This window comes from Halobacteroides halobius DSM 5150 (genome assembly GCF_000328625.1).
In the GTDB taxonomy this organism is placed as follows: domain Bacteria; phylum Bacillota; class Halanaerobiia; order Halobacteroidales; family Halobacteroidaceae; genus Halobacteroides; species Halobacteroides halobius.
In genome coordinates this window covers 1,994,276-2,006,816 of the sequence record NC_019978.1, presented here as the reverse complement: position 1 = coordinate 2,006,816, position 12,541 = coordinate 1,994,276, and the positions used below count along the sequence as shown (strand labels likewise).

General features: G+C 31.8%; 14 protein-coding genes. All 14 read left to right on the top strand.

Translation table 11 applies throughout. The features are described from left to right. The first annotated feature begins 130 nt into the window (after window positions 1-130). The 14 genes from HALHA_RS09775 to rodA all read left to right on the top strand — a co-directional run bounded on the left by HALHA_RS09775 (window position 131) and on the right by rodA (window position 12,418). Window positions 131-1,174: an FAD:protein FMN transferase gene (locus tag HALHA_RS09775; protein ID WP_015327615.1), complete on the top strand. Its 1,044-nt coding sequence runs from the start codon at window positions 131-133 to the stop codon at window positions 1,172-1,174. A 26-nt stretch (window positions 1,175-1,200) separates the two neighbouring features. Then, window positions 1,201-2,157, top strand: a complete 957-nt coding sequence (locus HALHA_RS09770) for a polyprenyl synthetase family protein (RefSeq protein ID WP_015327614.1) — start codon at window positions 1,201-1,203, stop codon at window positions 2,155-2,157. A 104-nt stretch (window positions 2,158-2,261) separates the two neighbouring features. Continuing rightward, window positions 2,262-3,104 (top strand): FMN-binding protein, encoded by an 843-nt coding sequence (locus HALHA_RS09765; RefSeq protein WP_015327613.1) that lies wholly within the window; start codon window positions 2,262-2,264, stop codon window positions 3,102-3,104. Between the two features lie 135 nt (window positions 3,105-3,239). Continuing rightward, window positions 3,240-3,764 carry a Gx transporter family protein gene (locus HALHA_RS09760; RefSeq protein ID WP_015327612.1) on the top strand — a complete coding sequence of 175 codons (525 nt, stop codon included), beginning with the start codon at window positions 3,240-3,242 and terminating at the stop codon, window positions 3,762-3,764. Window positions 3,765-3,840: 76 nt separating this feature from the next. Further along, window positions 3,841-4,416, top strand: coding sequence for a Maf family protein (locus HALHA_RS09755; RefSeq protein ID WP_015327611.1), 576 nt, complete (start codon window positions 3,841-3,843; stop codon window positions 4,414-4,416). After that, window positions 4,409-5,092 carry a RadC family protein gene (gene radC / locus HALHA_RS09750; RefSeq protein WP_015327610.1) on the top strand — a complete coding sequence of 228 codons (684 nt, stop codon included), beginning with the start codon at window positions 4,409-4,411 and terminating at the stop codon, window positions 5,090-5,092. Before HALHA_RS09755 ends, radC begins: the two co-directional genes overlap by 8 nt. A 24-nt stretch (window positions 5,093-5,116) precedes the next feature. Continuing rightward, entirely contained in the window at window positions 5,117-6,181 is a 1,065-nt protein-coding gene (locus HALHA_RS09745; RefSeq protein ID WP_015327609.1) for a rod shape-determining protein, read from the top strand. Between the two features lie 16 nt (window positions 6,182-6,197). Continuing rightward, the gene (gene mreC / locus HALHA_RS09740; RefSeq protein WP_015327608.1) at window positions 6,198-7,094 is read left to right on the top strand and encodes a rod shape-determining protein MreC; all 897 of its coding nucleotides are present in this window, start codon (window positions 6,198-6,200) and stop codon (window positions 7,092-7,094) included. Next, a complete protein-coding gene (gene mreD / locus HALHA_RS09735; RefSeq protein WP_015327607.1) occupies window positions 7,094-7,597 on the top strand; it encodes a rod shape-determining protein MreD in 504 nt (167 codons plus the stop codon). Before mreC ends, mreD begins: the two co-directional genes overlap by 1 nt. Continuing rightward, on the top strand, window positions 7,572-9,419 hold the full coding sequence (gene mrdA / locus HALHA_RS09730) for a penicillin-binding protein 2 (protein WP_015327606.1): 1,848 nt from the start codon (window positions 7,572-7,574) through the stop codon (window positions 9,417-9,419). The genes mreD and mrdA overlap by 26 nt, the downstream gene beginning before the upstream one ends. 29 nt (window positions 9,420-9,448) lie before the next feature. Then, window positions 9,449-10,054: a septum site-determining protein MinC gene (gene minC, locus HALHA_RS09725; protein ID WP_041607786.1), complete on the top strand. Its 606-nt coding sequence runs from the start codon at window positions 9,449-9,451 to the stop codon at window positions 10,052-10,054. A 12-nt stretch (window positions 10,055-10,066) separates the two neighbouring features. Further along, window positions 10,067-10,858 (top strand): septum site-determining protein MinD, encoded by a 792-nt coding sequence (gene minD, locus HALHA_RS09720; RefSeq protein WP_015327604.1) that lies wholly within the window; start codon window positions 10,067-10,069, stop codon window positions 10,856-10,858. 17 nt (window positions 10,859-10,875) lie between these two features. Next, window positions 10,876-11,157 (top strand): cell division topological specificity factor MinE, encoded by a 282-nt coding sequence (minE, locus tag HALHA_RS09715; RefSeq protein WP_015327603.1) that lies wholly within the window; start codon window positions 10,876-10,878, stop codon window positions 11,155-11,157. Between the two features lie 133 nt (window positions 11,158-11,290). Further along, window positions 11,291-12,418, top strand: coding sequence for a rod shape-determining protein RodA (gene rodA, locus HALHA_RS09710; protein WP_015327602.1), 1,128 nt, complete (start codon window positions 11,291-11,293; stop codon window positions 12,416-12,418). The last annotated feature ends 123 nt before the right edge of the window (window positions 12,419-12,541 follow it).

Sequence of the window (12,541 nt, the reverse complement as noted above, 5' to 3'; positions counted from 1 at the left end):
TGGAATAATATGGGTTCAAATTTGCTCATTTATAGTATAATTAGTATTCATTTGTCAAGCTATATATGTTGATAATGGGAATTGATTACTAGATAAAATTCATATATAATAATATAGAATGGAGGTCAAGATGCGAAAATATATTTTAGTAATAATGATAATGACGATGGTTGGTTTTATAGGTTGTACAGAAAGAGAACAGGGGATGAAATCTAGTTTAAAAACAGATTATATGATGGGGACTATAGTTAAAATGAAAGTTTATGCTTCACAACCAGAAAAGATAATTAAGAAGTCTTTTAAAATAATGGATAATTTAGAGCAGAAGATGAGCTTAAATATTAAAGGTAGTGAAGTGAAGGAGATTAATAAGTTAGCAGGGCAAAAGGCTGTTAAGATAAGCGATGCTACTTATCAAGTTATTAAGAAGGGATTAGAATATGCTAAGTTAAGTCAAGGAGCATTTGATCCTACTATTGGCCCGTTAGTTGAATTATGGGGTATAGGTACTAAAGAAGCCCAGATTCCTACACAAAAAGAAATAGCTAATAAATTAAAATTAGTTGATTATAGTAAGTTAAAGTTAGTTCCTCAAAAGAAGAAAGTATTGTTGACTAAAGATAATATGAAATTAAATCTAGGTGCTAATGCAAAAGGATATGCTGCTGATAAAGTGGTTCAGTTTTGGAAAGCAAAAGGAGTTAAGAGTGGCTTTATTAGTTTAGGAGGAAATGTTTCAGTTTTAGGAACTAAACCTGATGGTAGTTTATGGAAAGTAGGGATTCAAGATCCTAAAGAACCGAGAGGTAATGTAATGGCTATTGTAGAAGTCAAGGGTAAAACTGTGGTTACTTCTGGAAACTATGAACGTTACTTTATGAAAGATGGGGTTAGATATCATCATATTTTAAATCCTAAAACAGGAAGACCAACCAGAAAAAGGATTATTAGTGCTACTATTGTAACTGATAATTTATCTTCGCTTGATGCTGACACTTTATCGACAACTGTTTACGTACTAGGGGTTAAAAAAGGATTGGAATTGATTAATAAATTGCCGGGAGTCGGAGCACTAGTTATTACACGAAATAATAAGGTTTATATGACTGCGAATTTAAAAGATGAAGTAAAGATCATCAAAAAAGATAAGTATAAAGTAGTTAAAAATAATTAAGTAATTTAATAAGGCAGGTGATAGTTATGTTTTGGGATAGATTTCCAATCATAAAAGAAGAAATGGTAGACTTTGAAGAATATTTATATACTAATTTAACTAGTAAGCAATCATTAATTCAGGAAGCTATCTTAGATTTGGCTAAGGCAGGAGGGAAAAGGATCAGACCTGCTTTAATAATGGCTTCGGCTCATTTTGGAGATTATGACCAGGATAGAGTTTGGAATGTTGCAGGGGCGATGGAGATATTACATATGGCGACTTTAATTCATGATGATATAATAGATGAAGCAAGGTTAAGAAGGGGAGCTAAGACAACTCAAGCTCAATATGGTAAAGATACAGCGGTTTTTACGGGTGATTATTTATTTAGTTTAACTTTTAATTTATTATCAGGAAAGGCAACCCAAAAGCAATTGCAAAAAGTTGCAGATGTGATAAAGCAGATTTGTGAAGGAGAAATTCAACAACACCAAGACAGATATAAGTTAGCTATATCTTATAAAGATTATTTAAAGCGAATTAAAAGCAAAACAGCATTACTTTTTGAGAGTAGTTGTTATCTAGGAGCAGACTTAGCTAATTTAAGTAAATTAAATATAAGAAGATTAGGAAAATATGGACGTTATTTAGGAATGGCTTTCCAACTTACTGATGATCTATTAGATTTTAAAGAAGAGATTACTACTCTAGGAAAACCGGATACTAATGATTTTACGCAAGGGATTTATACTTTACCTATCTTATACGTTATTTTAGAAACAGGATATGATGATCAATTAAAGAAGTTAATTAAAGAACCAGTAAAAAATAGTAAAGCAATTAAGGAAATAGTGAATAAAGCAGGAGGACTAGAATATACATTAAGTATAGCTAATGACTATATAAAAAAGGCTAAAAAAGAAGTAAGTAAATTACCTGTTAATCAGTATCAAAATTTGTTGAATCAATTAGCAGATGAAGTGATTGAAAGAAATTTTTAGCAATCAATGATTTTGATGGATAATATATCAAGTAATAGTTGATATTGAAAATAATACAATATTGTAGTATGATAAGATTAAAGTCACCATAAGGAGGGGAAGCTATGAGAAAAATTTTTTTGTTATCATTAGTGATTTTGTTAACAATATCTATAGTGGGATGCTCTGGTGGTCAAGAAACAACTAATACTACGGCTCAGGATAAAAAAGTGGAAAAGAAAGTGAAAAAGGAAGCTAAGCCAAAAGAGAAAGTTACTAAAAAGGAAGTTAGTAATGCAGTTACTAATTTAAAAGATGGTAAGTATTTAGTAAAATATAATGTAAGTAGTCATGGTAACTTCCCAATGGCTTATATGAAGGTTGAAGATGGAAGGATAGCAAGTTTTGAGTATAATGAGTATTTAGCCCAATCTGGAGAGGTAAAAAAGGATAGTAACTATGATTATAAGACTCCACAAGTAGTAGATAACTTAAATAAGCAATTTAGGGCCAAAAAGGATTTGGCTAAGGTCGATTTTGATGTAATGTCAGGAGCAACACATACTAAAAATAACTTCAAACAAGCAGTTAAAGACCTTATGGCTAAAGCAAAAGCAGGAAAGACTTATACACCAAAGTATGAAGATGGGGTTTATAAGATTAAAGCAAAACAAGCTAGCCATGGTTGGTTACCACAGTTGAGATTAGTTGTGAAATATGGAACAATAGTAGGTGTTGATTACGATGCAATAGCAACTAAAGACGATGGGAAAATAGACAAAGGTGATGAAAAAACAGTTAAAAACTATAAGTATGACAAAGCACCAAAAGCAATGAAGTTGTTTGAAAAGCAGATTATTAATAAAAATGGTGTACAGAATATAAATTATGATGTAGTATCAGGAGCTACACATACTAAAGATAGAATAGTTAAGTTTGCTGGAAAACTTTTACAAAAATCCCAATAATAAATTTTGATGCCCTAGCCCTTGGTTAGGGCATTTTAATATGATACTATTAACTTAGTATAATTTAAATTAATTTTAATTTATTGTTTATAACGAAGTGTAATTTGGTATAATACAGAAAGAGAGGATTATATCGTGATTAGGAAAAGACTGTTTTTATCAATATTAATTGCTGGAGCAATCGTATTACATATTATAGAGTTTTCTTTGCCAACTTTTCTTTTCTTTCCTGGAGCTAAGTTAGGGCTAGCTAATATTATTACTCTACTCGTTTTAGTTGTCTACGGTTTTTGGTCTGGGATTCAGGTTTTATTATTAAGAATATTAATTTCTTCTCTATTAATAGGAACTATTTTCACTCCAGGGTTTTGGTTAAGTTTGACTGGTGGGTTAGTTAGTTTTTTAGTAATGGGATATGCATATTATCATACAGATCTATATAGTGTAATTGGAGTTAGTATTTTAGGGGCTACTTTTCATAATTTAGGACAAATATTTATGGCTTATTTATTAATTGGAAGTTGGAGGGTAATTATATATTTGCCTTATTTATTACTTTTATCATTACCAACTGGAATTTTTGTAGGGATTATTGTTTTAAATTTAAAAAAGCACTTGTCTAATACAGAGAATATTGTCTTTTATAATGAAAATTCCTGAATCAGGGAGGAATTTGTAATTGATTAGCGAATTTAATATTAGAGTCTAAGCATTAAGCTTAGTAGGAGGAATTATGATGAAGAAGATAGTATTGGCTTCATCTTCACCACGAAGAAAAAGATTATTAGACCAGCTAGATATTGACTTTATAGTAGCACCTAGTAATATTGATGAAACTAAAGTAGAAGCAGATAATCCAAAAGATCTTGTGCAAAAATTATCTTATTTAAAGGCTAAAGATATAGCTTGTAAAAAAGACGGAGTGATTATTGGTGCAGATACAATAGTTGAATTAGAAGATAAGGTTTTAGAAAAGCCAGTTAATATAGATAGTGCTTATAAAATGTTGAATAATTTAAGTGGGACAACCCATCGGGTTTTAACTGGAGTTACAATTATAGCTGATAATCAAAGTTTAACTGATTATAAAACAACAGATGTTACTCTTAGAAGATTAAGTAATAAAGAAATAAAAGATTACATTGCTACTGGAGAACCAATGGATAAAGCAGGGGGTTATGGAATTCAGAGTAAAGGGGCTATTTTTGTGGAAAAAATCGAAGGGTCCTTTTATAATGTAGTGGGATTACCTTTAACTAAATTAGTGCAGATGCTACAGGAATTAGGAATAGTGATAAGTTTTAATGAGTGAATATTTTACTATCAAAGATATGCCCACTGATGAACGTCCTAGAGAGAAGATGGTTCAATATGGTTCAGCTAATTTATCTACAACTGAATTATTAGCTCTTATTTTACGGACTGGTTCACACAAAAAAACAGCTCTTAGTTTAGCTAATGAGTTATTAAGTGTCTGTAGTGGATTAGAAGGATTAATTGAATATAGTATTGCTGAGTTACAAGAAATTAGTGGCATTGGAATTGCTAAAGCTACTCAATTACAAGCTGTGGTTGAATTAAGTCAAAGAATAGCAGTAGCAAGTTCTAAGTTAACTAAGATTAGTTCTCCAGCAGAGGTAGCTGAGATTTTAATTCCCAATTTAAGATATAAAATGCAAGAGTGTTTTATGACTGTATTGCTTGACACAAAGAATAAGGTATTAGCTATTGAAGAAATTTCTAAAGGTAGTTTAAATAGTTCAATTGTTCACCCTAGAGAGGTCTTTCGGCCAGCAATAAAGAGAAGTAGTGCAGCCATTATTTTGGCCCATAATCATCCAAGTGGTGATTTGACTGCCAGTCAAGAAGATATAAAGATCTCAAAAAGATTGGCCCAAGCTGGAGAGATTATCGGGATTGAAGTATTAGATCATTTAATTATAGGCAGCAATAATTATAGCAGTTTAAAAACTAAAGGATTATTTTAAAGTTGAAGAAAGGGGAAATAAATTATGGTAATGGATTTTCTTACGGCACCGTTTTCTAGAGACATGGGGATAGATTTAGGAACAGCTAATACATTAGTTTATATTAAGGGTAAAGGAGTTTTAATCAGAGAACCATCGGTAGTGGCTATTAAGGCAGATAAAGACTCGGCTAATGGAGTTTTAGCTGTTGGTGATGAAGCTAAAAAGATGATTGGACGTACTCCAGGTAATATTGTGGCTATTCGTCCAATGAAGGATGGAGTTATTGCAGATTTTGAGGTTACGGAAAATATGTTAAAATACTTTATTCAAAAGGCTCATAAAAGAAAAAGGTTTTTGAGGCCAAGAATTGTTGTTTGTGTTCCATCTGGAGTAACAGAAGTAGAAAAAAGAGCAGTAATTGATGCTGCTTTACATGCAGGAGCTAGAGAAGCATATTTAATTGAAGAACCAATGGCTGCAGCAATTGGAGCTGGTTTGCCGGTACATGAAGCTACTGGAAATATGGTAGTTGATATCGGTGGTGGAACTACAGAGGTTGCGGTTATTTCTTTAGGAGGAATAGTAAATAAAAAATCTATTAGAGTAGGTGGAGATGAATTAGATGAAGCTATAGTTCATCATATAAAGAATACATATAATCTAATGGTGGGAGATAGAACAGCAGAGGAAATTAAGATGTCTATTGGTTCTGCATATTTTTCTGATAATACAGAAATTTCACCAGATGATTCTATGGAAATTAGAGGTCGTGATTTAGTAAATGGATTACCTAAAACCATTAGTATTAGCTCTGAAGAAATTCAGGGGGCTTTACAAGAACCAGTAAATGATATTGTACGAGCAGTAAAAAGTACTTTAGAAGGAACTCCACCAGAATTATCAGCAGATATAATGGACCGAGGAATTGTAATGGCTGGTGGAGGTTCACTACTTGCGGGTCTAGATAAATTATTAGCTGATGAAACAGGTATGCCGGTTTATTTAGCTGATGACCCTTTAGATTGTGTTGTTCATGGAACTGGAAAGGTATTAGAAGAATTAAATAATCTTAAGGATGTCTTAATTACTCCTAAGCGATTATCTTAGCTAAAGTAGGGTGGTGATGGTGCTAAATTTATTTAAAAAACATTATAAAAAGATATTAGTTATAATTTTGATTGTAGCGGTAATTGTCTTTATTAATTTATTGGGTGTAGATAAAAGTTATAATTTTTTAGAGGAAGTAGTTATTGATTTATTTAATCCTATTTTTTCTAGAATTGACCGTGCTCAAGATTGGACTAGTAGAACTTTAAGAGTGATATTAAATTATAAAGAGGTAAAAAAAGAGAATCAACGCTTAAAAGATAGGATAAGCAATTTAATTTATAAACAGCAGCAATTAGAAAAAATTATGCATCAAAACCAACGATTACGGAAATTGTTAAATTTTAAAAAACATAAGCCTTATCAAGTAGTTGGAGCGAGTGTAATTAGTCGTAGTACTGATAATTGGTCTAATACTATAATGATAAATTGTGGAAAACAAGATGGGGTTAGACGTAAGATGCCAGTTGTAGCTAAAAAAGGTTATTTGATTGGTAGGATTCAAAGGGTGAGTGAGCATAGTGCACAAGTAATTTTAATCAATGATCCTAATTTTGTTACTGGAGGATTAGTTAGGAGAAAAGCTTCTCGAGATTTAGGTGTGGTAAAGGGCCAAGTCAAAAAGAATAATAAATTATTATTTGATAATTTAGCTTGGGATGCAAATATAAAGATAGGTGATACTATTGTAACATCAGGATTATCAAAATATTATCCTAAAGGCTTACCAATAGGGGAAGTTATATCAGTTAGACCAGATGATTATGGTTTAACTCAGGAAGCCACTCTACTTCCTTTTATAGATTTAAAAATGATAGAAGAAGTATTAGTAATTACCGACTTTAATACTAAAACAAATATATCATTCCCTTCTTTAAATAGAGATTATAAACTTAATCAGGAGGATGAATAGTGTTCTATCTAGTTTATGGATTTTTAACTCTATTATTTTTTATTGTTCAGAGTTTATCTTCTTTTCAAAATCTTTTTTATGGGGTGGCGCCTGATTTACTATTAATATTACTTGTTTTTTTGGCGGTGAACTACGGAAAAACAGCTGGGGGAATAGCCGGCTTTATAATGGGACTCTTACAGGACTTATTTTCAGGAGGATTATTTGGAATTAATGCTATTTGTAAGGCATTAGTAGGTTATTTGTTTGGATTTTTAAAAGGTAATATTTATCAAGATAAATTATTAGTCCCTCCGTTTCTTTCATTTCTAGCTACAGTAATTAATCAATTGTTAATTATATCTTTTGCAAATTATTTATTGATGGCTATGCCATTAGAGGAGATTTTTCGAGTGGTAATTATTCCTTTAGGAATTTCTAATGCTACTCTATCTGTGATTATTTATCCCATTTTGTATAAATTAGGGGGCAGTATAATTGAGAGAGAATCAAGAAGAGGATAGGAGGCTTCTTTTATTTAGAATTTTACTGGCTGTTCTTTTTGTAGTATTGGTGGGGAGACTTTATTATTTACAAGTTTATAGCTATCAAAAATTTAAGGAACTATCTAAAGGATATAGAACATCGGTAATTCCAATTAGAGCACCTAGAGGTAAAATTTATGATCGAGATAAAAAAGTTTTAGTTTCTAATAGGTTAGCATATAGTGTCTCTATAATCCCAGCCGAAATTGATAAGTTAGATCTAGTTTTGAAGAGGTTAGATGAAATAATCAACTTAAATGTAAAAAAAACAAAAGAAAAACTAAAGAATGCTAGTACAAATAAACCTATTATTTTAGAGAGGGATATAGATCGTAAAGAGCTAATTTTATTAGAAGAAAATAAAGATGAAATACCAGGATTACTGATTGAAAAAACACCAATTCGGGAATATATTGACCAAAATTTTGCTAGTCATGTATTAGGTTATCTTAGTGAAATTTCTGGTGCTGAATTAAAGGAGCGTGAAGATTATAGTTTAGGAGATTTAATTGGAAAGACGGGTCTAGAGTTAAGATATGAAGAATATTTACGTGGAAAAAAAGGTAAAAAGTTAATAGAGGTAAATAATTTAGGTCAAAAGGTAAGAACTTTAGGGATAAAAAAACCTACTCCTGGATATAATCTAGTTTTGAACTTGGATTATCAGCTACAAAAGGAAGTGGAACAATTATTAAAAAGTGAGATCGAAAAGTTGATTAAATTAGCTAAGCAGGATAAAGATATTAGTCAGCCTCCTAGTGGAGGAGCAGTTATTATTACTAATCCTAAAAATGGTAGTATCTTGGCTATGGCCAGTTATCCTGATTATAATCCAGAACAGTTTTTAACTGAAATTACTAAAAAAGAGTGGAAAAAATTAAATAATAGTTATACGCAACCTTTATTAAACCGTGCTGTAAGTACTAGTGCTCCTTCTGGTTCTATATTTAAGATAGTTACTGGATCAGCTAGTCTAGAGGAGTTAGGTATTACAGCCAAGACAAAATTTTATGATCCTGGTTATTATAAAACGGGTGGAGTTAAATTCCGCAACTGGTATCCAGGGGGCCAAGGGGAAATAAATTTTGTCGATTCTATTGCTTGGTCTAATAATACGGTTTTCTTTAAGTTAGGTCATCGTCTCTATAAAAAGGACAAAACATTATTACAAGAGTATGCTAGAGAGTTTGGGCTCGGAGATAAGACACAAGTCGATCTTCCTAATGAAGCTACTGGACTTGTACCAGGTCCAGCGTGGAGAAAGAAATATTTTGAGAAGAGAGAAAATCAAATTTGGTATCCTGGCTATACTATTAATTTATCAATTGGGCAAGGGAATTTACGGGTCTCTCCAATCCAGTTAGTTAATTTAGTTTCGGCTGTAGCTAATGGAGGAAAGTTATATCAACCTTTGGTAGTTGATAAAATAGTTGATAGCCAAGGGAAAGTAGTTAAAGATATTAAGCCTAAATTATTAAATGAGATACCTGTTTCTAAATCCCATTTAAAAATAATTAAAAAGGGTATGGTAGGTGTTACTAGTTATGGAACGGCCAGAAGTGTATTTAAAGATATCCCAATTAAAGTAGCGGGAAAGACGGGAACAGCTCAAACAGGTAGAAACCGACCAAATCATGGTTGGTTTGCTGGATTTGCTCCAGCTGATGACCCAAAGATTGCTATTACAGTCTTTATTGAATATGGTGCATCAAGTGCTAATACGTTACCTATAGCTAAAGGGATTATTAAGGAGTATTTTGATTTAAATAATAATTTTAAAAGTGATAAATCGGCTAGTTGATGTGGTTTAAATTTATAGGAGGAGTTAAGATGCAAAGGAGTGTTGTTTTTAAGGCTGACCAGGAGGGCCTTATTATCTTATTAAATGAAGACTCTGATTTTTCCGAAATTAAAGCTAGCTTGGATAATAAATTTGAAGAAAGTAGTAATTTTTTTAAAGGAAATACGATTGCTAAAGTTAATTTAGGAAACAGATGTCTGTCTTCTCAACAAAAGAGAGAGTTATTAGATATTTTTAAGAAGCAGCCGGGTACCTTTATAGTGGAATTTAGTAATAATTTTAATTCTGTTTCAGATTCTGAACCAGAAGATGATACGCTATTAATTAAAAGGACAGTTAGATCCGGTCAGTCAATTGCTTATAAAGGGAACATTGTAATTGAAGGTGATATTAATCCTGGGGCTGAAGTAACAGCTGGAGGCGATATATTAGTAATGGGAGAAGTAAGAGGAATTACACATGCGGGAGTGAATGGAGATCCTAATGCAACCATTTCAGCGTTTCGTCTAGAACCTATTCAGTTAAGAATTGCTAATCATATTAGTCGAGCTCCAGATGATGATTTTCATTCTCCTGAGGCTGCTGAAATTGCTTTTGTTAAAGAAGATAAAATTGTAATTGATTATTTGAAATAAGGAGGAATTTTGATGGTAGGAAAGGCTTATGTTATAACTTCAGGAAAAGGTGGTGTAGGAAAGACTACAACTACTGCTAACTTAGGAATTGGTTTGGCTAAATTAGGGAAAAAGGTAGCTTTGATAGATGCTGATATTGGATTGCGAAATCTTGATGTAGTCTTAGGGTTAGAAAATAGAATTGTGTATGATATTGTAGATGTGGTAGAAGATAATTGCCGTTTAGAACAAGCTTTAATTAAGGATAAACGTTATAGCAGTTTACATTTATTACCTGCTGCTCAAACGAGGGATAAAACGGCTGTTAGTCCAAAGCAAATGGAGAAATTATGTATTCAATTAAAAAAAGAATATGATTATATTATTATTGACTCCCCAGCTGGTATAGAGCAAGGTTTTAAAAATGCTATAGCAGGTGTAGATGAATCTATTGTAGTTACTACGCCTGAGGTGTCAGCAGTTAGAGATGCTGATAGAATTATTGGAATGTTAGAAGCAGAAGGTTTAGATGACCCAAAGTTAATTATTAATCGAATTAGAATGGATATGGTTCGGCGGGGTGATATGATGGAGATTGAAGATATGAAGGATATTTTAGCTATTAAATTATTAGGAATTATACCTGAAGATGAAAAAATTGTTATCTCTACTAATAAAGGAGAACCAATCATTTTAGATAATGATACTAAAGCTGGTAAGTCATTTTGGAATGTTGCCCAAAGAATTGAGGGGAATAAAATTCCATATCTTTCTTTAGAAGATAACTTAATAGATCGTTTAAAGAAGTTTATAGGACTTGATTAAATAGAGGAGGAAAAAATGTGCTAGATTTAGTAAAAGGAATTATGGGGAATGAAGAGATGGCTAGCAAAGAAGTAGCTAAAGAGAGGTTACGGCTAGTGTTAATTCATGACCGAATAGGTGTTTCTCCAGAAATAATTGATGATATGAAAGAAGAACTTATAGAGGTTATTTCTAAATATTTGGAGATAGAGGATGAAAATTTAGAGATGGAGTTAGAACAAGATGATGATTCAATGGCTTTAGTAGCTAATATTCCAGTGAGAAATTTAAAAAAGATACATAAGAATAAAAGATCATAAAAATAAGCCAGGAGAATCCTGGTTTATTTTTATGAGGCTTTTTTCTATTAGAGATGAATGTAACTTTTCGTTGGACTAATGCTAGTAGATATTATATAATTTTTAAGTAGAGATTGTAGTAAGGGGGAGTTAAATGGAGAAATTAATAAAAAATATTGATTATGTGATTCCCTTAATTACTTTAGTATTGATTATGATGGGATTAGTCTTAATAGGAAGTGCTACTCACGTAAATGAAGGTTCATTTTGGAATAATATTTTTTTACAAAAGCAACTGATAGCTACTTTGGTTGGTAGTATAGCAATTGGTATAATTCTTGTGTTTGATTATAGAATTTTACAAGATTATGTAAATGTGATCTATGGAGGGATTGTATTAGTACTAGTTGGGATTTTGTTTGTAGCTCAAACAATTCAAGGAGGTCAAAGTTGGATTAGGCTAGGTCCTTTTAGCTTCCAACCTTCTGAGATAACCAAGATAGCGGTTATAATTACTTTAGCTGATGTACTAACTAAAAGGAAACGAAGAATAAAGTATATTCTAGGTTTGATAGTACCAGGTATTTATATTGGAGTTCCTTTTATATTGATTTTATTACAGAATGACTTAGGAACTTCTTTGGTATTATTGGCTATTTTTATTGGAATGATTTATGTAGCGGGGGCCAATAGTAAATTTTTATTTGGGAGTATTTTTGGAGTGATTGCGGTTACTGCAAGTTGGGTATCGGCTCATTTATATTTAGGAGTTCCTATTCCTTTACAAAGATATCAGCTAAATCGTTTCTTAGTATTAGTTAATCCTCAATTTGACCCTTTAGGTGCTGGTTATAATGTTATACAATCTAAAGTAGCTATAGGTTCAGGGGGGATATTTGGTAAAGGTTTATTTGCTGGTACGCAAAATCAGCTTAACTTTTTACCTGAACGCCACACTGATTTTATTTTTTCTGTATTAGGAGAAGAATTCGGACTTATTGGAACTATGGTTGTTTTAGTATGTTATTTTATTTTAATTTGGCGCGGGATTACAGTAGCTAAAAATGCTAAAGATAGTTTTGGACGATTTTTAGTAATAGGGGTACTTTGTATGTATATCTTTCATATCGTAGAAAATGTAGGGATGACACTTGGAATTATGCCTGTTACAGGAATACCTCTACCCTTTATAAGTTATGGTGGTAGTGCTATGGTTACCAATTTAATTGGGATAGGATTAATTCTTAATGTAAATATGCGGAGGAAGAAGTTATCATTTTAAAATTAGGCTAAGGTTAGTTGTCTAATCTTAGCCTTTAATTTAGTAAAAAATGGAGATTATGATTTTACATATTAAATAAATGCCACTAATATTATATTATGTAGATGATACAGAAAGAGGGTG

What these genes read in the sequence shown, in the direction of transcription:
- radC (WP_015327610.1), top strand. Translation starts at nt 4,409, where the DNA reads ATGAGTGAATATTTTACTATCAAAGATATGCCCACTGATGAACGTCCT.
- minC (WP_041607786.1), top strand. Translation starts at nt 9,449, where the DNA reads ATGCAAAGGAGTGTTGTTTTTAAGGCTGACCAGGAGGGCCTTATTATC.
- HALHA_RS09745 (WP_015327609.1), top strand. Translation starts at nt 5,117, where the DNA reads ATGGTAATGGATTTTCTTACGGCACCGTTTTCTAGAGACATGGGGATA.
- rodA (WP_015327602.1), top strand. Translation starts at nt 11,291, where the DNA reads ATGGAGAAATTAATAAAAAATATTGATTATGTGATTCCCTTAATTACT.
- HALHA_RS09765 (WP_015327613.1), top strand. Translation starts at nt 2,262, where the DNA reads ATGAGAAAAATTTTTTTGTTATCATTAGTGATTTTGTTAACAATATCT.
- HALHA_RS09775 (WP_015327615.1), top strand. Translation starts at nt 131, where the DNA reads ATGCGAAAATATATTTTAGTAATAATGATAATGACGATGGTTGGTTTT.
- minD (WP_015327604.1), top strand. Translation starts at nt 10,067, where the DNA reads ATGGTAGGAAAGGCTTATGTTATAACTTCAGGAAAAGGTGGTGTAGGA.
- mreC (WP_015327608.1), top strand. Translation starts at nt 6,198, where the DNA reads ATGGTGCTAAATTTATTTAAAAAACATTATAAAAAGATATTAGTTATA.
- HALHA_RS09770 (WP_015327614.1), top strand. Translation starts at nt 1,201, where the DNA reads ATGTTTTGGGATAGATTTCCAATCATAAAAGAAGAAATGGTAGACTTT.
- HALHA_RS09755 (WP_015327611.1), top strand. Translation starts at nt 3,841, where the DNA reads ATGAAGAAGATAGTATTGGCTTCATCTTCACCACGAAGAAAAAGATTA.